Genomic DNA, 22,503 nt, shown 5'->3' with positions numbered 1-22,503 from the left:
TCATCCTCCATCCATATCCTAAAACCGGGAATGCCCAGCGGCCGGATCGGATCGGTTTTCCAGTTCGCCCTCGTGGCGTGAAGGAGCATGAGACCGCAGACGACGTTCGAGCAAGGGAACTCCTTCGCCGAATGAACGAAGTTCTGGCACGGGTCCAGGAGCTGGGAGAAGCGCTCGAGGACCCTCTGCACGTCTGGCCACGTTTGCGTGAGGCATGGGAGCGGGCCGAGAACGAAGCCGATCCGCGAATGGCGGAAATTGTGCGACAGGCGCAGGAGGTCCTTCCTCGCTTGAAGGCCTTAGAACCAAGGATAAGGCGCGTTCTGCGTCGCTCCCGCGAGCTAACATCATTGGATCGTGTCCAAGAGATGGATCGAGCATCCATGCGGTGGCTGGTTCGCCAGCCGGGAAAGACAATCGCGGAGAGGGCAGGTGCCAGCCAACGAATACTGGCGACTGTCCGCCGGGAGAATTTCGATACTCCAGAAAACAGAGTGCTTCACTCGTATGCCAAACTGGCCTTTCAGGTCGCACGTGAATGGATGCAAGAACATCCGCGAGCAAGGACCAGTCGCCGCTATTCGCAGGTCGAGCATTTTGGACGGTTTTGTAAGACTTTCGCTCAAATGCTGGCGGACCTTGATGTCAGCACAGCCGATGCGGGCGTTGTTCCAAATTATGTTCTGATGCAGGAGCCGAGCTATAACGTAATCTACGAAGCTTGGCGTCGGCTGCTTGAAGAGGACAAGGTCCTCGATGATTTGTGGGCGTGGCAGGCAGAAACGTGGACGGATTTTTCTGTTCTCGCTGTCGTACTCGCGTTGAGTGAATTAGACGAAGCGGAACTAGTTGCTCAATCACCCATCGTTTGGCGCTCGGAAGCTTCTCTGGGCAGGTGGTTTGAACAGGATCGACCTATTGCTGTTTTCTGGCTGAAAAACACAGGACGTATCGTCGAAGTACAGTCTCGACCCGAGGCGCCGGGCCGACTACTTGCATTGACGCGAGCGCACGTGTCACTGCGAATTTCCGATATAAATAAAGGCCTGATGCCGCGTCGCGTCGCGGTTTGGACCCCGCATTCCATGGCACGGTTAGATCTTCGCGACGCTGTTCAGCGGGCAAATGAGCGTTTGGTCGAGATTCAGTCGTTCAGCCAGACCGAGGTTCTTCGCAATGGGTTGATCCTCACGCCGTCTCACGGTGCATTCGAGTCCTGTTTGACCAGCGGAGCTAGGACCCGTGTCGACGGCATTGCGTTGGAGGCCTCGGGCGAAGGGCTGCGGAAAGGTTTGGATGCGATCCGCACTTTTGCCCGTGGCGAACTTTACGCGAACACGCCATGACTAAGCTGTGTGGCTATGATCTGAACGGGTGGTGGGACAGAGCGGCTCGAAACTGGGTCATCCGTCCTGATGGCGAGGAAAAGGAGGTGCCTTCTGCTATCGTTGAGGGCGGCATCTTCGGCGTGGTTGTTAAAACCGCAGCGAAGTCAGATAACGGGTTGGTCGGTGGTGCCCAGGCTGCGATTTCCCCTCATGGTCTTGGCGAAGGGTGGGGAACAATCGGAGTATCAGAAAATCGGCTCAGGGTCAGCGATCTGTTGGCCGGCAATCCATCCGTCGAGTATCTGACGGCGGCGTTGAAGGGAATGTCGTCCTTAGCAGGATTCGGCGTCGCCAGCCTGGACGATCACGCCGACACCAGCGAACTGATTCAAGAACGTCTTCTGAGTGCCCTCCGGAAAACAAAAATATCAACTTCGCTTCTTGTCTGGCGCTCGGTCTTGGCGACCCTGTTTGCCATCGAGGTCGGTACGATTTCGGAGGGGCAGACCGTTGGAGTGATTTCGCATGTCGCTGACGGTATCACGGTGCAGCGTCTCCGGATTCGCCGGGAGCGTAGCCACGGTGACACGGTCTTGGCACCGGAGCGCAAATCGGTTGGGAAGTTGATAAAATCGAATTGGGGTTATCTTGGCCTAGCTCAGCGAGCAAAGGAGGCGTTAGTCGCAGCGTCTTCCAGCGATCGCACTGATCATCTCAACTGGGCGCGTGCCAACGGTCGCCTTGCTCTCGGCCTCACGGCGGAAAACGAAGTAGTTCGCCAAAGTAACGGCGACTGGGAAGTCCTAAGGCCGCCAGCATCTTTAGATTTTGCTCGCAACCCCACCCTGCCAGATCTTTGTGCCGATATTTCGGGGTGCGATATCGTCTTGCTGGAGACTCTCTCGGAGGGACCCGTTCGAGCGGCGTTTCATTCTGCGGTGGCAAAAAACACCGGGCGAGATGTCCATATTCTTGTCGCGGGCGCGGTGGCCGAGGGAGCGCTTTACGCTGCGCGACGCCTGAGCAGACGCGATCCGATCTATTTCGATTTCTTACCCCAGATATCTACGATCGTTCAACGACGCGATGCCGTTGAGAGTTTTGATCTCGTCGATTCCGAGGAGACCCTTCCCGCAGGCGAAGTCTACAGAAGCCCCAACCCCGCTCGGCTGGCAATCCAAGCCGGGCAGGATCGGTTTTCGATATTTCTCAGAAAGGAAACGGCCGAGTACCCACGGAAAGCTGAGGTGAACATCGGGGTCAGGGTCGATCAGACCGTTCCCGTTGAGCTTTGGGTTGAGCAAAGCCCGGCCTCCGGTCGCGCGAAGATTCTTGTCCATTCACAGAAACTGGGTCATCATTTCCAAGTTGACTGGGATGGCGCGACTGAACTCGATCAGAACTGGGATGAGTTGCTCGAAGGGTTCCAGAAGCCTGCGCCGACTATCCCCGGTCGCTTGGTGCTCGCTTGTGGCATTGACGCGTGGAACGACAGCCCACGTGGTGATGGCCTATTCACCCTCCTGCAAAATAACGTCGATCGTGCAGTAGTTGACTGGGCCGCGTTGGCGAACCGCCTTTCTGCTCGGCCGGGAGGAAGGTACGCGATTTCGAGCGACGGAGCGATCCCGCCTGAAGTTGACGCCACTTCTGTTTCTCGGCTTGACCGTCTCGTCGATCGTGCGCTTGATGAAGTCCGCCGGGGGTTGAAGGAAGGAGGCGTGGGCACTCAATCGCTCCGCTTCTTGACCTGGCAGTTCCGGCGGTGCCCCGCCGAGGTATCGAGCTGGCTGATCGAAGCGTGGGATCGAGAAGTTCGTGGGCATCCAATCTTCACGCAGGGCCCTCACTGGAAACTCGCCTATCAAGGCCTTGGCCGTGTCGCCGGCAATCAAAACTTCGAGCTCCAGGCAATCCATAAGCTGCTCGGAAAGAAGATCGATACTTGGAAGTGGCAGAAAGAAACCGCCACAATGGCTTTTCTGCTGTCGCGATCCGACACTGCTCCGAAACTGTTGACCCGTACAGATGTCGATCGGGTAGCTAAGCGCGTTCTCCGTGAGTTCGAGGAGAACCTTCGGTCTACCTACACCAGATTTCAATATGCCCCGATGCTGCTGGTCGGATTGTTGCGTTGGCGAATAGTCGAGCCGTTTGCGCTCGTGGAAGGCCAAGATCCCTTGGCCGATGCGTTGGTCAGGGCCGTCGAAAAAACAATCGCCGATCTCGGTCATCGGGATCGTGTGAGGCCGCTGGCGAAGTATGGCCGCATCTTGCAGCAGGTCCTCGAAGAGTTGCGGGGCGAGGGGTCTAATCCTGAGCTACTCCTTGACATCTATGGCGGTGCTGACCGGGGCGACGCCGACGAGTAGTCGACGGGGCTAATTTGGATATTATTTGGCGGAGCACAAATGACGACATATCTTTTGAAGATTAATTGCGAGCTCCATCTCGGCGGCGCTGAGCCGAGACCCTCTAATGGCTTTGAGTGGGAAAATATCCGCGTAACGTTCCCCAATCCTTCGCGAATAACTGGCGGCCCAGGTCAGCAGGTAAAAAACGGCGACCAGCTATTGGTTTGGGCCCACGAAGATCCCGGCTTTGGCAGCGGCCTTGGCTTAACGGCAGAGGGTACTGCCGCTCAGGTTACGACAGAGGGTACTTTAACGTCTGCCACTTTGACCAACGTCGAGCTGATAAATCCTCATTTCAAGTTGCGGGGATGGTCCGGCGGTTCCTCAGGTAGCTCGGCGATTGACCATATCCTCAGCCATCGGCATCTCCGATCGTATGAGTTGGAGGAAGCCGAATTGGCGGAATTCCGTGCGGTGATCGCGGAGTTTGTTGCCGCGAAGAAACGCCAGCTCGCGACCACGGCGTACATGTCGGAGGAGGAAAAGGCTCTCCTAGCCGACCAATCAGCAATTCTGGAAGGGTTCGAACGGCGGTTTAATCGCCAGGAAGCGCGTCCCGATCAGGTCAAGTTCAGGGCTGCTCTGATGCGGCTGTATAACGGACGTTGCGTAATCAGCAGATGCGGCGTACCGGAAATTTTAGAAGCGGCGCACCTAGTTCCTTTCTCCGAATCTATCAATTTCAGGGATGATCCACGGAACGGTCTCATCCTGCGCACAGACCTCCATGCACTCTTCGACAAGCTTCTTCTATCAATCCATCCGATGAGCGGAAAAGTGGTTTTGGCATCCAGACTTCAGGCGACGACCTATCGGCATTTCGAAGGACATATGGTCGAGCACTTCGCCGCCAAGGAGTTCTTGAGAGAGCAATATCAGCGCTTTAAAGGAGCTGAAGAGAGTGTTTTGAAGAACCAAGTTGCGGTGTAGTATCAAACAACCGCGCGCTTACTGGGCTGACTTGTGCTTCGGCTGCCGCGGCGAATTGGCCGCAGTCATGTGGCTTCGCAATGGTAGCGCAGGATCATTTAAGTTCTCCAATAATATCATACATTTTGGAGAACTTTGAACATCACCCGACGCGATTAGGATGCGCGGTCGTTCGACGTCCCGGCCGGGGCGGCAAGTTGCCGTCTTCCGATCGTCGGGTGGTGAGCCTAAGTCTAGTGCCAACGCGCCAACGACAACTTTGCGCCAGACGCGGCCATATTGGGACGGCGTCCATGGCTGACCGACATGGGGCCGGGACCCGACGGGCAGGATTAGAGCCTCAGCCAACTGGGAGCTGACATTCTATCGTGCATTGGGTGGAAGCATTTTGATTGAACGTTTCCGCTTCCGTCAAGCTTGGGTTTGTCTCCCCAATTACCATGCCGCGAAGCTTGGCCAGCATTTGCGAACTGTTCGATACATCGATGCTGGCGGTCTCGAGGGTAGTAGCGTGTCCAGTAATGCGGTAGCGCGCGTGAACCGCGTCTTCGGCGCCAAGGCCCGGATGGTGGGGATAGAGCAGCGTCAGGCGTGGCGCGCGATAGAGCTGGGCATAGGCCATCATCTGATAGACATCGGCCTGCGAGACACCCTGCTTGGGATCATCAATCCGCGCGGATATCCGCTTCCACTTGGTGTCTATGACATGAGTGACCGTGCCCCCCTGGCGGATCAGAATATCGGGCTTGGTCTGGAACAGGGCGCGTCCGCTGTCCTGTGCGCTCAAGCAGAACAGACGCCCGGCCTGTAACGAGACAGTGAGTCCGGTCCCCGCCAGTGCGCGGGCGATCAACCGGCCGACATATTCCTCAAACAGCGCGTTCATCTCGAACAGCATAGCGGTACCTTCGCCGCAGCCGCCCGTGGTCGTCTGATAGCGATCCTGCAGGAAGAGCCGGGCCATGGCGAAGAGCTCCTGCCAGGACCGGTTGGTACGGTCGATCACAACCTGATCCCAGCGCAGTCCGGAAACCGGCTCCTCGGTAATGTCGGCATACACGAATGCGAGCTCGCGCAGGCGTTGCTGGTTGGTGGTTCGCCGTGAGAGCCGCGCCAGGCGCACCACGGCAGCTTTCATAATCCGGTTGAGCGGCGTGTCTTCCGACAGGAGATCGAAGCGGCAGGCAAGTCGTGAAGGGTCCACTGCATGGCGGGTGAACTGACGGGTGATGTCGAGCTGCCCGCGCAAGACCGACAAATCCTCGTCGCGGGTGACATAGCGGCGCGGCATGCCCTTACGCAGGGCTTCGGTCAGCTTGTTGCAAAAGATGCGGATCAGGATTTCGAGGAGAGTTTCGCGTTGCCAAGCGAGATCGGTGATAACACCCAGATCAATTTTTAGATCAAGCGCGACAGCCAGCATATGCACCAACCGCTTGCGGATCGCTGCGTTCTGGTGATCGAGCGTTTCACCGGGCGCCACATCGATCTTGGGCAAGATCTCCAGGCTTACATCGCCGGCCGCCAAAATTCCGACCACACCGCGGGCGCGCAACGCATGTCGGCCATGCTCAAGAACGCCGTTCCCGCCACGCCCGGCAAAGGCCGAGCGGGCGGCCAGCGCGGCCAGCCTACTGGCATGGCTGTCCGGAATCTGCTCCGCGCCCGCGCCATAGGCGAGCTTGTCCCATTCACGAACCGTATAGGCGGGCATCAGGCGGCGAAGTCCGAAAAGTCGAAACGCGGCTTTACACTCCAGCGCATCTTATCTCCGCCCAGTTCATCATCGGCAAAACCGGCAGGAGCGGTCAATCGTCTGGCTTCGAGGAAATGGGAGCCATTAGTGCCGTCGCCATCGCCCAGCACCGCGGCGACTTTCGACCAATCCTCGTAGAAATACTCGGCCAATAGCGGGATGACTTTGTGCCGCATGACGTCTTCGACGTTGGCGCGGCTGCGGCAGCCGGTGAAATAGGCATGGCCAATCTGGTGTTCGCGATCGAACAGATATTCGATCCGCTCGTTGATAGTGAGCAGCAGCTTGCACAGATCAATCCCATCGAGATTTGTGGCATCAAGCTGCCGCGCCGCCAGCGCCCGGCGCAGTTCTTCAACATCGGGCATCAGCTCGCGGAAGGTAAAGCGGCGGCGCAAGGCGGTGTCGAGCAGAGCAATCGAGCGGTCCGCCGTGTTCATCGTGCCAATGAGATGCAAATTCGCCGGCACGCCGAATTCGTCTCGCGAGTATGGGAGATGCACCTTCAGCGCGTTAGGCTGACCCAGGCGTTTATCGGGTTCCAGGAGCGTGATCAGCTCGCCAAAGACCTTGGAGATGTTGGCGCGGTTGATTTCATCAATGATCAACACGAAGGCTTCGCGTTCAGGATCGGCGTCGGCCTCCTCGATCGCGCTGTTCATGTAACGCTCAAGAGCCGAGATACTGAGGCGCCCCCTGTTCAGCCAGTAGAGCGACCGCATCATGAAATTACCGTCATAGATCTCGGTGACCGGAATGCCTGCAGGATCGTGCCAGAGCCAGCGAACGGCACGTCTGTGACTGAATTTTCCGTCCGGTCGCGGATGATATTCGTAGGGGCCAGTTACCTCACCTATGGCACGGACCAAGCGGTTGCCTTTGGAAACAACGATGATATCGCCGGTCCTTAGACGATTGCGAAAAGTATCAGTGATCGACACCTGCCCAGACTGTAGGGTCACCGGACCTTCGATCTTGCCCTGCGCTTCGCAAGTTCTCAGAATCTCCTCGGCGTTTTCGTATTTCGGGTCGCTCCAGTCGATGTCTTCCCAGTTGAGGAGGGTATAACCACCTTCGATTGCTTCCTCGAAAAGCTCCTGGTCGCCAGCATCCCTGCTGGAGCCCACCGACATCTTGTAAATTTGGCGGCCCTCCGTCGTGATCCGGTTGCTGATCGTTTTCTTGCCGAGTCCGGTCTCGGCTCGTTTCGCAATGCGCCGGAATATGCCGGGTACGGTTTCGAGCCGGAACCCGACAGAGGTCACTTCTTCTCCTTCGTCGGATCCGGTTGTGGGCTGACGGCCCTCGACAAAATCCTCGTAGGCCATCGACTGATGGAATGTGACAAACTCGATCCGCCCTTCGCCGACAAGCCGGCGATATTCAGCCATTAGGGCATCGCGGTCATCGCGCAGCGGTTCGGCTGCGGCATCGCCCAGGCAAAGCCGCACCGCCTCCCAAGCCGTCGCATAGGTCTTGCCGGTTCCCGGCGGCCCGTAGAGGATCAGATTGGTAGTGGCGGGCATCGCTGTAGTGGGGTCGAGCGTCATGATCTGGTGGCCTTCGGGTGCGGCGAGTTGATAGGTGAAGACTGTGGAGCTGCTGGGATTGGGCAGGGTGTGCGTCGGTACCGGGACATTGGCGAGCTTCTGAAATTTCTCGCCGCCGAGCGCGCTGCAAATGGCCGGGAACAAATCGCGAAGACCCATATCTCGGCTCAGGTCGCTCGCGCGGATCGCGACCTCTGCCGCGCCGTTCTCACGCGCCGGTTCGAGATAATAGTTGCGCGCGCAGAGCCGGATGCGATCAGCGTTAATGACCAGATGCTCATAGCGTTCGGGCGGGGCGACCGGCGCGTTATGGGCATCGACGATGATGTATCCGGCATTGTGGAGTTGGGCGGCGGCATCGGCCTTCTGCCCCCAGCCACCATTGAGCTGCGTCCTGCCGCGGAGGAAGCCGACGATTGGCTTGGAGGGATAGATTCGGTTGGGCCGCTCGCGTGTAGAGCGCACCCAATAGTCGCGCGGCTCGCCGAAGGCTTCGAAAATGGCGGCGTGCTCGCCCGACTGGCGATAGCTGTCATAGGCGTCCATCGCCGTCTCGATCGCCTCGCGCGAAAAGGTCGCTGCATCCTCATCCTTGTAATTGTGGACTACCCATAGCGCGCTTTGCACGTCGATCATGTCGCGCGGTGCCAGGCCTCGGTCCGCAAAAGCGACGCGGATTGCCTGCATGAAGCGCCATTCGTCCCGATAGGTGTCAGCTATCGACGCATGATCGGGAAACCGGCTGCCGACTGCTTCCAGCCAGAGGTCCTGCCGCACGGAATGGCGGATATAGATGCCCTCGTCCGGAGCGAGATGGAGGAACAGGAATTCTGCGATCTGGCGGGCTGAATCAGGTTTTCCTTCTGGGACTGCTGCGATCCAGGCAGCGACAAAGGCTCCCAGCGCAGGGGAGTAGCCGTCGGATGCGCCGAGCGCGGCGTCGACAAGCGCGCGCACGGCGGGCCAAAGCTGTTCGCGATTGGCGTCCCCCTTGGGCGACATCGGCCAATAGGCGCGCCATGGCAGCAGGTTACTCTTGGTCAGCGCCGTGTTGACGGCATCGACCAGTTCCTGGTCTGAGCTGGCTTGCGCAATCGCCGCCTTGAGCTCGGCTGAAATCTCCAGCTTGTAGGTCCGTTCCGCCTCATCGAAATGCGGATCGGGCCGATCGAACCTATCGAGGGCCGGAAAGAAATGGCGCAGCCGCTCGATCCAGCGCGTGATCACAGACGGATTAAGCACCAGCGCATCGCCGGACTGCAACAGAACCGCGATCAGCCGGCGCAGAGCTTCGGCATTCTCAATCTTCACGACACAGGAGTCGGCATCGCCAAAGGACCAGTCGCGGCTGAGGGCAGAATGCCGCCCGCCATCCTTCATACCGCTCTGATAGGGCCGCAACTCGTTGGCGAAACCATTCGCCTCGGCCAGATCGCGCCATTTTGCATGAAGAAAGACATTGGCCGGGTTCTGGATTTCCCACAGTAGCCGCTCGCCCGCGCCAAACTCAAAGGACACCATCTTCTTGGTGACGCCATCGCCCGGGCGCAGGCCCGAGCCACGCACCACGTCGAAAAGCACCCGGCGCAGTGCTTCGGGTCGATCGCGCTCATTTTCGTCGAGGCGCGCCTCGAAATTCTCCCACATTCAAAATTCTCCAAGTTTAGGCAAGGCGCATAGCGTGTTCACAAGGCGCATCTGTTCGACGGTGTCGCATTTTGCTTCGCGTAGCTGCGGCGCGCCGAAAACGAGCGCAAGGCCCTTGGCGCGCGAGACAGCGACATTGATGCGGTTGAGCGAGAACAGGAAATCCATGCCGCGGGGTGTTTCTTCGACCGACGAGGCGGTCATGGATACCAGGCAGACGGGTGCTTCCTGCCCCTGGAACTTATCGACCGTGCCGACACGAATGGCAGCAGGCAAGGCGTCCCGCAGGGCATTGACCTGCGCATTATAGGGCGCAACGACGATGATATCGGCGGGACCAAGGGCGCGCGTTTTCCCATCCTTATCGGTCCAGGTTCCCGAGAGCAGATCGTCAATCGTCGCTTGGATGGCAGCGACTTCTTCGGCCGCGATCTGGGAATTGGCCTGGTGCGCGACCGGCACCCAGAATGCGCCAGCTTCGGGCCAGCCCGTCCCGCGCACCGCCTGGACGGCCGTTTCGGGAGCGCTGATGAGCCGACCGTCATAGACTTGCCGCGAAATAAACCCGCAGACATCGGGATGCATACGGCGCGAGACAGGCAGGAAGATGCCGCGATCAGGCGGGACGGTGGCGTGATCGCCCAGCATCCATTCAAGACAGGAAAGGTTGGCCGGATCGGGATGCGCGCCCTGGATGACCTGTGGCAATTGACGCGGATCGCCGACCAGCACGATGTTGCGCGCGCAGCGGCCCATTGCGACCATATTGGCCAGCCCCACTTGCCCGGCTTCATCGACGAATAGCCAATCGAGCGCCTGTTCCTTTTCGGGCCGGGCGAAGAAGAAAGCGGTACCGCCAATCACATGGGCGCGGTCCCACAGGGAATCGTCATTGGCAGTCGAGCGGATGATGGCGGTACAGCTTTCCGGATAACCATTCTCGCCGCTGCTGACCTTGTGGCCGATGCACAGATTGGAAACGGGATCGCCATCACCTTGCGCGGCAAGACACCCCATCAGCACATTGCGAATAGCCTCGTGGCTGTTCGAGGCCACGCCAACGCGGTGACCTTGGCGTACCAGTGCCAAGATCGCACGCGCCGTGACATAAGTCTTACCGGTTCCTGGCGGTCCCTGGATGGGCAAGACTGTGCCGTCCATGGCGGCGATCGCCGCGATCGTGCCTGTCAAAGGATCGGCGCCACCAAGCAGATCGGTGCGAGGTCCCGTCACAAGACGCGGGGTTGCGTGCGCAAGCAGATCATCGAGCGCGGTGAAGCGGCGCACGCCACACTGATCGTCGATCACGTCGTGCAAGGCGGCGGCAATAATGTCCGTGCTGAGCGGCCAATCGGGATGCAGCGTCAGACGATCCGTGAGGAGGTGCACTTTGGCTGGCCCGGCCTTGACTGTGATGACGCGCTCAGTGCGATCGAGCTCTTCGATGCCAACACTGGCTGGTGGTCCATCGACGACCGGGACAGTCGCGTTGCGACCGGCGCGCAGCTTGGTCTCCTGGGCGGGAAAGCGGTAGCGCCGCAGCATCGAGCGTTTGACCGGTTCTGCGGGGGCGATCGCCTCCAGACCTGTCAGCGCATCGAGATCATCGATCAGATCGTCTTCGTCCTTGCCAACGCTGTCAAAGACCGCCCATTGCGCCGGCTTGGCCTCGCGCTTGTGGAACAGGCCGAGATTGAACAACATCTCCTGTCGCGTCGGCGGCAGGCCGGATATGGCAAGCTTGGCGCGCAAGGCTTGCGACTCGGCGTCTTCCTGAGTTTCCTTGTCGCTGGCATCGGCCGCCAGCAGCGGCCAAGGCGCGGCAGGCCGAATGCTCACCAACCAGTCGCGCAATTCTTCGGTCGAGATGCAGTCGATACGATTATAGTCCTCGATTTCATCGAGGATCGATTGTTCCTCGGTTTCGCGCCAACGCTCATAAGCGACGACCGAGCCGACGGCGGTTTTCACCTCACCCTCGCGCACCCGCCCATAGAAGGCTTCCATCGACTTGATCGAGTAATTGGCTTCCGAGCCTATAAGCGCGCCGCGCACCACGGAGAAAAGATCGACAAAGCGCCGCTCGCGCAGAAGACGGTCGAGTAAGGCCTCGCCTATCCCGTACTTGGCGGTTAGCCGCCGCAAGGCGGTAATCTCATAGGGCGCATAGTGATAGATGCGCGCTTTGGGGTAGGCCGCGAGCCTTTGTCGAAAGAAATCGAGGAGCTCGGACATGGCCCGCGCTTCGGCGCCATGGTCATGCGCCCAGAAGGCCTTGAACTGCCCATCGAACCAGACGCCGTGCAGATATTCGAGGCCGCCTTCGTAATGGGGGTCGCCCTCGATATCGTAGAAGATGTCGCCCGGCTGTGGCGCGGGCAAGAGATCGAAACCCTTGTCGGGTTCCGGCTCGCGCAACTCGAAGGCGGGCGCCCCGGTCTTGCGGGCATGCTGCAGACGCGCCTGCGTCACCAGCCGTGCCCTGGTAGTATCGGCCATACCGCGGATCGGATGATCGAGCGCAGCCAGCACCTCCATGGTGGTAACACCCGCCGCCTCAACCTTCTTGACCTGGGTCCGTGTAATATTAGCGACGTTGAATAGGCTGTCCTCAGCCTGCCACTGGCTTTCGCAATGATCGCCCCAACGGCACAACCCGCAATCGGCGCAAGGGATCGGCCGAGTGGGCACCGGATTATCCAGGAAAGCCTCGAGCCGCTGGCGCGCCATGCGGGCATAAGCCTGATAGTTGGCGAGGCGCAGCCGCGCGCGGTTGCCATTGCCCAGCTCGACATGAGCAAATTCAGGCGCGACGCCCTGAATCTGCGTCAGTAAGTCCGAATACAGCACCAGTTGCAGCACATGTTTGGGATGAGGACGACGCTTGAGCTTGGTGTCGGTCACTTCATAACTGAAGGAACCAAGGTCCGACGGGCGCTCGACGCGCTCGAGGAAATCCGACCAGCCGCCCCATTTGTCACCAAGTAGCGCCCCCTGAAAGACGATCTGCGGCCCTTCGGCCAAGGCCGCCTGGGTTTCCCTTGCATTGTCGGCCAGATCGGACCGCGCGATCTCAATTACCGACACACCTGACGCCTTGAGCTTCGCCAGATGGGTGGCCTCATGGGCATCGCCCTGCTTCTGGAGCAAAGCCGCGTCATCGCTGTCCTCGCGGGGTACCGGCCCGTTGCCGCGCATATAGGCGAGATCGAGTGTGGTCGCGTGGTTACAGCCCATGAACCGCATCAGATCCGATGCGGACAAAAGTACTCTGTCCTCAATAGTTCGCATGCCACCCCCTGATCGAGCGCAATCCGCGACAAGAATTGCATCTCGACAGACTGCAATTTCAGCCATAGCGTGTGTGGGTGTCAATATCTGACATAGTGGGCGGCCCAGGAATTTAACTATGTTCTCCAAAGCTCAGGACCTGATCAGGCTTGCACGGCTGGCCGCCACGCGGCGGACCGGAATCAGCCTCGATGAAATCTGCGAGGAATTTGCCGTCTCGCATCGAACAGCACAACGCATGACCGATGCGCTAGAGACCGTGTTCACCAATGTCGAAGCGATGGATGGCCCGGACCGCCGGCGGCGCTGGCGAGTCGCCGATCCGATGCTCGACCGCCTCCAGATCCGTCAGGATACGGCAATCGAGGCCTTAGAGATCGCTAGCAGAACGGCGCGCGGCGATGGCCGTTTGCGCCACGCTGCCGCGCTGGATGATCTGCGCGACGGATTGCTGGCACGCCTGACGCCCAAAGACGCCTTGCGCACCGAAACCGATGTCGAAGCGGTTCTATTAGGGATGGGATCGGTCACGCGCCCCGGACCGCGGGTCAACTTGGTGCCGGCGGTACTGGATGCGGTCATAGAGGGCCTGCGCGGTCCGTTCCGCCTACGGTTACGCTATAGAACAGAGGACGCGCCCGAACGGATCGTCGAACCTCATGGTCTCCTGCTGGGGCATCGAAGTTATCTCGTGGCGCGCCAGCCGGCCCGCGGCGAAGACACAATCAATTTCCGGATGGACCAGATACTGAGCGCCCAGTGCCTGGATGAGAGCTTCAGCCTTGCGCCCGGCTTTTCGCTGGAGGATTACGCGGCCCAAGCATTCGGCGTTTACCAAAACCCGGCGCAATATGACGAAGTCATCTGGCGTTTTGCGCCCCGCGCTGCAGCGCGGGCGGCTGAATTCTGCTTCCACCCCAAACAAACCATTGAAGCGCAAGAGGATGGCAGTCTTATCGTGCGATTTCGTGCGGCGGGCTGGCTGGAAATGGCGTGGCATCTCTATTCATGGGGCGATGCAGTCGAAGTCATCGCCCCCGAGGGACTGCGCTGCCTGGTGGAACACCATCGCAGAAGCGATTTCGACGCCCTGCCATAACCGATACGAACTCGGAAGCACAGAAGCGGCATACCGTTAGCTTTACCCGTTCCGAGGGTGTCAACTTCTGACACCCTCGTCGAAGTACTATCGAAGTGGCCCGATTCCTAGGGTCGTTCGGTAAGGAGAAGGCAAATGGCGAAAGGCAAAGGAGGCGGAAGCAATTTCCGCAGCGCAATCAGTGGACGGTTTGTTACAGCCAAACATGGACTGGCAAGCCCGCGGACGACGGTGCGGGAAGCGAAGGATGGCGGGAGCACGGGCGGCACCTATCGGAGTGCCATCTCGGGTCGGTTCGTGACCACTAAGCATGGCAAGGCCAACCCGCGCACAACGATCAAGGACAGTTGAACGCAACATTGCTATAAAGAGAGTTCTTCCAATGGCTCAATGCACAGCACCGAAAGAAGGGCATCGCTCAGCGAGTGCCGCAGCGAATTGCCCGGCATGCCGTGGCGGCAGCCGCTATCGTGGCTACAGCAGTTATAGCGGTTACGGGTCGTCCTCGTATTCACCGTCTTATCGCGCTTCGTCAGGAAGCGGCGGCGGGTCTGGTCGTGTACGTGCGAAATGGTCGAAAGCCGGTTCGTCCGTATTGTATACGCCCACAGAAGTGCGGGCACTCACTCCAATCCGCCAGACGGCAGAGAATCGAGCGGAACTACCTGATCTCCGTGATGTCTTCCTATGCCATGCGTGGGATGACCGGCAGGGGGATGCCAAGACGCTGCATGATCTGCTCGAAGCACGTGGTGTATCAGTCTGGTTCAGCGAAAAGGACGTTGCCCTCGGTACGTCGTTGCTTCGCGAGATCGACAAGGGATTGGTGAAGTCGCGCGTCGGGATCGTACTGGTCACGCCCGCATTGCTGCGCCGTCTTCCAGCAGCAGGAGTTTCCGACAAAGAGCTTTCGGCACTCCTGGCGACCGAACAGCTCGTACCTATCGTCCACAACACGACGTATGAAGCTCTCCGCAACGTCAGCCCTCTTCTGGCCTCGCGAAGCGGCCTGAGCACCGAAGAAGACACAATGGCGGTGGTGGCGGACAAGCTCGCCGAGCTTGTTGCGACATAGCTTCATTTAGGATGGTTCGATGCTGAAAACCGATACCCGCCAAGCGAACTGGCGCCGCGCCAATCCGGCCAAATATGATGCTCATCTTGCCGTACAGCGGGCGGTGAAGGCGGGTGATCTGGAAAAGCAAACGTGTGAAGTCTGTGGGACTAAAGCGGTCGATGCCCATCACGATCGATACGACGAGCCCCTAAAAGTACGTTGGCTATGCCGGCTACATCATACCCGCCTACACCACCGCGGTGAGGATATGTTCCCAATCCGACGCCGAGACAACTGGTAGCGGAGACCATTCCTAAGCAGTTGGGATGTCGAAATAGCGGGTCGTTGATTGACATCCGTTCAAGGCTTGAGAGGCCGGGCGCGGATCCGTTGGGCGGCATTCGCTTGCCTGTGAGCAATTTGGTAATTACCACGCTGCATATTTCTGCGCAGTGAACCCTTGAGAACGGCACAAATAAATCTCCGAGCCGAACAGGTCTCAAATCGCTTACCGATCGATAGAACGATGAAGAAACGAAGTAGTAGATGTCCGAAATAGTCGATCATCCACTCCACGTGCGACTCGGTAAGCTCTTACAGAAGATGAAGCCTCTTCTCTCGGAGGCCACAACGACCAAGCTGGGGCTTCCCAGCGAGGCGAAGCTCCGGGCACTCCTGTCGGATCTCGGTCGCCATATCTCATCTTCCAGAACAGTAGGCAATGCCGGCGACATCTGGTCCGTGATTGGCTTAGAACGCAATGAAGTTCGAACGGCTCGTGTCCTCACCTGGCTCCTTGATCCCCGAGGATCGCACGGTGCTCTTGCCGCCTATTTTGAATGTCTTTGGCAACATATACCGGACCAACTGCGCCCCTTTGAACTCGGCACGGTTCTACGAGCAACCGGTGAAACCGTCCCGATCGGCGACGGACAAAATCGAGTCGACATTGAAGTCGAGGGTGATGACTTCATTGTTTTCATTGAGGTGAAGATCGATGCCGCGGATGGACCAAATCAGCTTTCGCGCTACGCATCTGTCGCGAAAACAAAAGCCTCCGTGCGCGGAAAGCAGAATTTTGCTGTTCTCTTTCTCACGCCAGGGCGGCTACCCCTGCTACCCGAACATTGCGTGCATATCACGTGGCTCGATGTTTCAAGGGCGATCAAGCAGGTCCAGAAAGCAACTCCTACAGCAAATATAGGCGCTCATCTCGCGATTAGTTTTGCCGACCACATCAGATCACTCTAGTGAGACAACTATGCCAAGCACGAACGAACTTGACAGCCTGATCGTTAGAAACATCGCTGATCTGGACGCCACCGCCAAACAGATCAGCCTCATCGAAACCCGTATCTGGACGGCTATTGCAGATGAGGTAGAAGCGTGGGCCAAAGATCAAGGATGGGTGGGCGAATTCAACGAGGAGGAGATACGGCTCGCTCCGGTTTCGTGGCAGCAAGCTGATGGTGAAAACGTCTCTGGTCAGTTCTATTTCGACAAGGGTCCGGAAGACACCAACAGTGGAGCACCGGGTGAGCCGCACTGGTGGCTTTCTCGTTATCTCGGTCAAGCGGGAGGAGACCTTTGCCTTTGGTTCGACCAATCCGTCGCCAAACCGAAGGCATGGAAGCCGGTGGCGCGCGCCGTCGCGGATGAGATGGCCAAGGGTGGCGTCTACATGAGCGATGCATGCAATTTCTTCATCCGATGCTCTTTGGATCCGCTCTTGGTCGCCGAAGGCTTTTGAACGATGATTTAGGCGATGCGGTGTTGCCGGTTCGTCGAGCACTTGACGCCGTGTCCTCGCTCCAAGCGACGTTTCAGCGGGCCTTGGACCAGGCTGGATTAGACTAAGATCTGTTGGAATTCCTTCCTCCGTCCCGAGCCGCAGTGCGACGATTAATCGAGACGGTTTGTGCGCCAATTTCCTCTGGGGGTGCGCTACACCGCTCGCGATTTCGAGTTGCTTGGCGAGCGCGTTAGCGTACGGGTCGACCAGAACAGTACGGAAGTAAGACGCTGTCGGGGACATGGCGTGACGATCATGTGCCGGGTTTGTTTCCGGTTTGTGCGTCCAGGATCGCATAATGTATCGACTGAAACTGCCGGCAATTTAGCCATCAGTTTTTCGGGGCGCGGCCGAACGCACAGGCGGCGGGCGAGGCGAACTTGGTTTAAATTCGACTAGCAAAGACTTGAGCTCGATTTCGCGCACTCGTCGAGCTGCCTCGTCGGGCGAAACCCACGCTAGTTCACGCTGACCTTTTTCCTTGAAGTCATCAGTCTGAGCAAACACTGGTATTTGATAGATATCCACAATGGCGGGGGCGACATCACCATTGTCTAGCCATTTCAGATAGGTGTATCTGCCTACCGGTTCTTCTCGCGCTTGCCCTTTTTCTCCGGCTTCTTCCCAGACTTCGATTGCTGCGACCTCATGGGGCTTTTTCTTCTTAATCGGCCATCCCTTGGGGATCACCCATCGCCGGCTGTCGCGAGACGTCATCACTAGCACCTGGACATCCGGGCCTTCGTCACGGAAGCGGAAGCACAATGCCCCATATTGTTGGCGGAAGGCCCCCGTAAACAGCTTGTCCGGTTTCGCGGCGAGTTTGTCGGTCTTGTCGCGCAATGGCTGAAAGAGCGGCATTGACTTGGCGAGCCTCCATGCACACCACGTCGAACCCTGCCCCGTTGGTCAGATGTTGGGTCAGCGTGTCAGCTTCCAGCCCTACCTGGTGAATTGGTTCGCCAAACTCGTGCAGGCAGTGAACTGAGTCCGGCGGGTGAGATGGGACGGATCGCTCAAGTCGAACCTTTCCATCATGGTCAATGATGCAGATCGCCACCGATTACACATGCTTTGGTTCGTTTTTGAGACGCACAGGGATCACTCACCGAGTCCTAGCCTGAAAACGTTCGTCACTTCATGGCGGCCGCGCAACACATGCTGGCCGACAGATCGCGCCAAGCATCCGGAACCGGCAGATCGCAGCACGATGTCGCTGACCAAAATGACCGCTTGGTCGTCGTCGGTCATACACTCTTTGGCGACCTCCTCGAGACGTTGCGCAGTGTTCACGACATCCCCGACCAGCGTAAAGTTTATGCGCCCCGGAGCCCCGATGTTTCCCACCATCGCGGGGCCAGCATGTATGCCTATCCGGATTCTCACAGGCGGAAGGCCAAGTTCTCGTCGATTCCGATTGTCGGCGACAATCGCCACTGCGATAGCGTTCGCGGCGCGACAGGCTCGGGCGGAATGATCCAGTTGCAATTCAGGCGCTCCCCAAAACGCCATCAACGAGTCGCCGATGTATTTGTCTATGGTGCCTCCTTCCGCCTCCACGCATGCGGCGAGGAGCCGGAAATGGTCATTGACGAACGCCGCCGCATCGGACGCCGCTAGCCGCTCGGCGAGGCTCGTGAAGTCGACGATGTCGGTAAACAGCACAGTGACTTCCCGCTCTACAAGGGCTGTCGCCTGTTCGCCCTGTGCCATGAGTTGCTTGACCAGGCGTCGAGGTACGTAGGTCTCGAACCAGTGCAAGGTCGCTATGAGCGCATTGTAGGCTCGGATCGCCTCGTCCAGTTCACGAAGATGGCTGCCGGCGAGGGGGCGGGCAGCCGTGAGATCGAGCGTGCGAATTGCGGACGTTGCGCGTGCCACGCGCAATATCGGTTTTCCGATCGCGTAGCCGACAATCCAGGCGCAAGTGACGGCAGCAAGCACAGCCGCGAGCCCCAGCCAGGCCGCTTGCTCAAGTCGGCGCACTTCGCCGCCAACTTCGTCGACCGGTAAATAGCGGCCGATCAGCCAAGGCTGATCGCTGTATCCGGGGATGTCGCGGTAGATAAAGACATAAGAGGTGTCATCGACCGTGACCATATGGCTTTTCGACGAACCTACGAAAGGAGCCGCGCTCTCCTCTGTCTCCGCGTTCCAAATCGACGCCAGCACCCGGTCCCCGATCTCGGTCACTTCCGGAAGGGGCTTGTCGCGCTTGAATAGCTGAGGGTTGTGCGCAAGTGCTGCATGGGCGAGGACATGATTGCGGCCGAGAAGAACAAATGCGCCGGCATCTGACCCTGCGGACGATTCGGCGAGAAAGCGTGACAGCTCTGCGACCGTGACCGTGGTCAACAAGATCCCGAGAAAAGAACGCTCATGCCACAGCGGGGTGCGAACATTGACGAGCGGCTGCTTCAGCCGTTCGCTCCAGAGAAGCTCTCCCCAGACCGGGCGGCCTGCGCGCCGCGCCATCTCAAACGCATCGTCCAGGCCGGGCACGGTACGCATGTCGATCTTTCGCAAGACGACTTCGTCGCCATTGCGTTCGACGCGTAGCTGCGTCAGATCGGTGCGGATGACGGCGAGCGCAGCGATCTGCGGGAGGCCGGCGAGTGCCGCCCGAAGCTGGCTCATAGAGGCATCTTCGTCCTGCGGGTCGATTTCGCCGTCGAGGTAAAGTCTGGCCAAGAATTCGGACTGGTCGCGGGCTGGATCGAGGTGCAATCGGGTCCGTTCCACAATCGTGTCCATAATTCGCTCACTGCGGTCGCGGACGAGCGCGACTGTGTTCTGGCGGCCGCTTTCCAGGGCGAGGATCAGCGCTGCCGCGGTGACCGCGATGATGATGCCGAACGTTGCCGCCAATGCAACGTGTATGGGGATGCGGCGTAGACGCTTCGATGATGCCTTGTCGCCGCTGTTGGACCAAGCATTGTCGCCAGCCGCCGATCGAGTCTTCGGCAGGAGTTTCCAGGCCAACAATTTCGGACCGACAATAGACATCCGAAGATCAGCGAACTGCGGGCAAGAAGAACGGCGGGGTGTAGTCCGGGACGCCACCTCCCGTGAAATCGCTCGCTTGAGGGTTTGATGTTTCTAGCTTCAGTTTTCAGTAGTGAAGATGCAGCACGACCGGCGCTTGCTCCCCTTTCGGGATAACCACGAACAGATTGTCGAACGCACTTCGTTCAATCTTGATTTCCTCGGAATCTCCCAGCGCCGCGAGAATCTCTGGAATGGTGCTCCAATGCCCCACAACAAGCACTTTGTCCTTGCCGTGCTCTGAGCGAAGTAGTCGGACCAAGCCGCCACTGTCCTCATAGGAATGAACACGGATTTCGAGTCCAAGGGCCTTCGCCAGAGGCTCGGCTGTCTCGACCGTGCGCCTAGCTTGCGTGGCATAGACGACGGTGATGCCTGCATCTTTCAATCGCTCAGCTAGCGTCTTGGCCCGTTTTTGTCCGGACTCCGACAGTGGGGTTTCGTCGCGAATCTCATCGAGGTTCAGTGTTGACGGCGGATCAGTGTGCCGAACGATGTAGATCGCCTCCTGCGCGCCGACTGAATGGGGAAAAACAAGGCTGCAGGTAGCCAAACCGATTAGCAGTCGGAGGGCCCTAGCTTCCATGGCCGTGCTCCCTGGTCCGTTCTTTCAGGGGAAACGAGACGATACTACCATGCAACAGAGGTTGCAGACAGCCGAATCGGTATCTCTAGGTCAGGTCGGACGAAGGCGACTGGTCGTTGAGATGGCTTGCAAGCTGGATGAGGTTTGGTTTTGCGACTCCAGTGCGCCTTGGCAGAAAGGTGCGGTGGAAAACGTGAACAAGCGCATTCGCCGGTTCATGCCAGGCGATACGGATCTTGCAGCCGTATCGCAATGCACTGATCTCGAAATGCGACGATTATGATTTAGGCCGAGGCCCGCTTAGTGAAGATGTATTGTTTGCTTGCACGATGGCTAACGCGCGGTTGCAAATGCCAAAACCGAGGGCGCGATTGATTCATGCGCCCCCGAGACGGCCCCCGCCGGTCTTCGAAGCGAGATACATAATCGAGGCGACGATCTGTAGGACCAATCCAATGCCCCAGATAACCAAACCCATATCTGTCATTAAGTTTACGCTCAGGAGCGCACCGATAATCATTAGGGCCCAGCCTAGTCCGATCTGAACACGCGCAGTTCTGAGGGACATTTGATCACTTCTCCTCAAGGCATCCGATGGCAACCACGCTTGCAATACCTCCGGCGATTGCGCCGATTAGTCCGACTAACTCTGGCCCTAATTCCGGCATTCCCATACCCGCGCCAAATCCAGTCAGATAGCCAAGGATCGCTCCGGTTAGCAGACCCAGACAGCACGCCCAAATTGGCCTGAATGGCAAAACGTCCTCCATCATACTTCACGGGAGAGTGTAGCGCAGCCGAAGTTAGATTTCATCGCAACTAAATTGAGTAGTTGTGCACGTATCATAGCCGAGCGGGTAACTTCGATGATGCTTGGCTGTTAGGGGCCGGTATTACGCCGCAGCTGGAAACGTTGTAGACTGAGACGTTGGCATTGCGCCTCCACTGCGGAGGCCGCTTCAATGCGTCGGAACACCGCCCCGTCGTTGAGGCCGGCTTCATCGATCCCCCGTTTCAACGCCGTGTTCGGAGACGAGTGACTCCAACTACGAGCCATTTCTTTCGCGGTCGGCGGTCCGGTTCCCTTCAAGGCGAAGGATAGAAATCGACATCCCGGGCTGGCGGCATGTTGCCGCTTCCGATCGGTTTAGTCGGGCGACCAATAGGCCTTCAATCTGTCGATGACCAGTTCGCGCAATTGCGGATGACGTCTGAGCTTCCTCAAGCGCCGCCGACGCTCTTGCTGATGTCGTCGGCAACCGTCGAGAAGTAACCGCTATATCCCGGCAGCTCGCGATCGAGGAGTGTATTGCGCTGATCTCGCGATAGATCGTCAATCGATGCCGACCGAGTGGGCGCGCCATTTCATTGATCGGCACCTTGCGTTCGACAAAATGGTGTGGGCGACGTCGCCGTGACACCGCACAGGGTGCGCGGCTGAGCTCTTGGCTTGACGACAGCGGTGCAGCGTGAGCCGGAATGATGGGCGAGGGATATTCGAGCGTCGCCTCGTGCCGACGCATCGAATATCCAACGGCTGCCACCGTGCGCCAGTCTTTAAACTTCCATCGCTGCGCGCGCCATTCCCCAAACGAGTTATGCCGACCGAACCGCAGCCGCGGCTGCGGAAAACTTCAAAAACCCGATGAAGAGGCGGTGAGCCGTCACTTTGCTGTTGCTCCTTTAGCTCGAAGCCTTCTACCGCATCGGTTCAACGAAGGGCATCCAAGTGCCCCAGCCAGAAAGGCATTCTGGATGTGGCCAAGGAACCGCATGACCTCAGCCAGGCTTGCGACTGCACCCCTGCGACGAAGCCCGTAACATCTTTCTGACCTTGCGTGAGAGTTCATCAAGGGTCGCCATAAGCCGGCTCATCTGTGAGATCGAGGCCGTCAGGTCTGGACGATACCGGATGACGAGATACTCTCTGTTTGAGGAGAGACTGGCCAGGTGCTCCGCCGTGCGCCTGCGCAGAACGAGGCCGGCGTCTACTGCTCTTCGTGTCCGC

Annotated in this window: 16 protein-coding genes and 2 pseudogenes; 11 read left to right on the top strand and 7 right to left on the bottom strand. The window is 58.6% G+C overall.

Going from position 1 to position 22,503, the window contains the following annotated elements:
* Positions 1 to 131: 131 nt before the first annotated feature.
* From ASD03_RS12005 to ASD03_RS40455, 3 genes are read left to right on the top strand one after another with little or no spacing between them, the layout of a single operon-like run.
* A complete protein-coding gene (locus ASD03_RS12005; RefSeq protein WP_244494630.1) occupies positions 132 to 1,346 on the top strand; it encodes a DUF2357 domain-containing protein in 1,215 nt (404 codons plus the stop codon).
* The gene (locus ASD03_RS12000; protein WP_057213763.1) at positions 1,343 to 3,700 is read left to right on the top strand and encodes a hypothetical protein; all 2,358 of its coding nucleotides are present in this window, start codon (positions 1,343 to 1,345) and stop codon (positions 3,698 to 3,700) included. The genes ASD03_RS12005 and ASD03_RS12000 overlap by 4 nt, the downstream gene beginning before the upstream one ends.
* A 39-nt stretch (positions 3,701 to 3,739) precedes the next feature.
* Positions 3,740 to 4,672 (top strand): HNH endonuclease signature motif containing protein, encoded by a 933-nt coding sequence (locus ASD03_RS40455; protein WP_057213755.1) that lies wholly within the window; start codon positions 3,740 to 3,742, stop codon positions 4,670 to 4,672.
* A gap of 340 nt (positions 4,673 to 5,012) precedes the next feature.
* On the opposite strand, the gene ASD03_RS11990 is transcribed toward ASD03_RS40455, so the two are convergent.
* On the bottom strand, positions 5,013 to 6,386 hold the full coding sequence (locus ASD03_RS11990) for a restriction endonuclease (protein ID WP_082557302.1): 1,374 nt from the start codon (positions 6,384 to 6,386) through the stop codon (positions 5,013 to 5,015).
* Positions 6,386 to 8,935, bottom strand: a complete 2,550-nt coding sequence (locus ASD03_RS11985; RefSeq protein WP_348523269.1) for an AAA family ATPase — start codon at positions 8,933 to 8,935, stop codon at positions 6,386 to 6,388. Before ASD03_RS11985 ends, ASD03_RS11990 begins: the two co-directional genes overlap by 1 nt.
* A gap of 237 nt (positions 8,936 to 9,172) precedes the next feature.
* Between ASD03_RS11985 and ASD03_RS38870 the strand changes: the two genes are divergently transcribed.
* Positions 9,173 to 9,466, top strand: a complete 294-nt coding sequence (locus ASD03_RS38870; RefSeq protein WP_156407946.1) for a hypothetical protein — start codon at positions 9,173 to 9,175, stop codon at positions 9,464 to 9,466.
* 159 nt (positions 9,467 to 9,625) lie between these two features.
* Here ASD03_RS38870 and ASD03_RS11980 read toward each other — a convergent pair whose 3' ends face one another.
* The gene (locus ASD03_RS11980; protein WP_057213752.1) at positions 9,626 to 12,916 is read right to left on the bottom strand and encodes a TM0106 family RecB-like putative nuclease; all 3,291 of its coding nucleotides are present in this window, start codon (positions 12,914 to 12,916) and stop codon (positions 9,626 to 9,628) included.
* Positions 12,917 to 13,034: 118 nt separating this feature from the next.
* Here ASD03_RS11980 and ASD03_RS11975 point away from each other — a divergent pair, with 118 nt between their 5' ends.
* From ASD03_RS11975 to ASD03_RS11955, 6 genes are all read left to right on the top strand, one after another.
* Positions 13,035 to 14,015: a WYL domain-containing protein gene (locus ASD03_RS11975; protein ID WP_057213749.1), complete on the top strand. Its 981-nt coding sequence runs from the start codon at positions 13,035 to 13,037 to the stop codon at positions 14,013 to 14,015.
* Positions 14,016 to 14,150: 135 nt separating this feature from the next.
* Complete coding sequence (locus ASD03_RS11970; RefSeq protein ID WP_057213743.1) at positions 14,151 to 14,366, top strand: hypothetical protein; 216 nt, start codon at positions 14,151 to 14,153, stop codon at positions 14,364 to 14,366.
* Positions 14,367 to 14,397: 31 nt separating this feature from the next.
* Positions 14,398 to 15,090, top strand: coding sequence for a toll/interleukin-1 receptor domain-containing protein (locus ASD03_RS11965; RefSeq protein WP_057213740.1), 693 nt, complete (start codon positions 14,398 to 14,400; stop codon positions 15,088 to 15,090).
* Positions 15,091 to 15,109: 19 nt separating this feature from the next.
* Positions 15,110 to 15,373: a hypothetical protein gene (locus ASD03_RS37605; protein ID WP_082557301.1), complete on the top strand. Its 264-nt coding sequence runs from the start codon at positions 15,110 to 15,112 to the stop codon at positions 15,371 to 15,373.
* Positions 15,374 to 15,618: 245 nt separating this feature from the next.
* On the top strand, positions 15,619 to 16,323 hold the full coding sequence (locus tag ASD03_RS11960) for a PD-(D/E)XK nuclease family protein (RefSeq protein WP_057213737.1): 705 nt from the start codon (positions 15,619 to 15,621) through the stop codon (positions 16,321 to 16,323).
* Positions 16,324 to 16,333: 10 nt separating this feature from the next.
* Positions 16,334 to 16,822, top strand: a complete 489-nt coding sequence (locus ASD03_RS11955; protein WP_057213734.1) for a hypothetical protein — start codon at positions 16,334 to 16,336, stop codon at positions 16,820 to 16,822.
* A 366-nt stretch (positions 16,823 to 17,188) separates the two neighbouring features.
* On the opposite strand, the gene ASD03_RS11950 is transcribed toward ASD03_RS11955, so the two are convergent.
* The 3 genes from ASD03_RS11950 to ASD03_RS11940 all read right to left on the bottom strand — a co-directional run bounded on the left by ASD03_RS11950 (position 17,189) and on the right by ASD03_RS11940 (position 20,495).
* The gene (locus tag ASD03_RS11950) at positions 17,189 to 17,725 is read right to left on the bottom strand and encodes an NUDIX hydrolase (protein ID WP_057213731.1); all 537 of its coding nucleotides are present in this window, start codon (positions 17,723 to 17,725) and stop codon (positions 17,189 to 17,191) included.
* 240 nt (positions 17,726 to 17,965) lie between these two features.
* A complete protein-coding gene (locus ASD03_RS11945) occupies positions 17,966 to 19,870 on the bottom strand; it encodes an adenylate/guanylate cyclase domain-containing protein (protein ID WP_057213728.1) in 1,905 nt (634 codons plus the stop codon).
* Positions 19,871 to 19,976: 106 nt separating this feature from the next.
* Complete coding sequence (locus ASD03_RS11940; RefSeq protein WP_057213725.1) at positions 19,977 to 20,495, bottom strand: histidine phosphatase family protein; 519 nt, start codon at positions 20,493 to 20,495, stop codon at positions 19,977 to 19,979.
* 145 nt (positions 20,496 to 20,640) lie between these two features.
* Between ASD03_RS11940 and ASD03_RS38865 the strand changes: the two are divergent.
* Positions 20,641 to 20,748 (top strand): annotated as a pseudogene (locus tag ASD03_RS38865) (IS30 family transposase); the annotation flags it as partial.
* Between the two features lie 897 nt (positions 20,749 to 21,645).
* Here ASD03_RS38865 and ASD03_RS40450 read toward each other — a convergent pair.
* Positions 21,646 to 21,955 (bottom strand): annotated as a pseudogene (locus ASD03_RS40450) (hypothetical protein); the annotation flags it as partial.
* Positions 21,956 to 22,503: the final 548 nt, after the last annotated feature.

Source organism: Ensifer sp. Root127 (assembly GCF_001425225.1).
Taxonomy (GTDB): domain Bacteria; phylum Pseudomonadota; class Alphaproteobacteria; order Rhizobiales; family Rhizobiaceae; genus Ensifer; species Ensifer canadensis.
The sequence above is the reverse complement of the archived record's forward strand: the minus strand, read 5'-3'. Positions and strand labels throughout refer to the sequence as shown.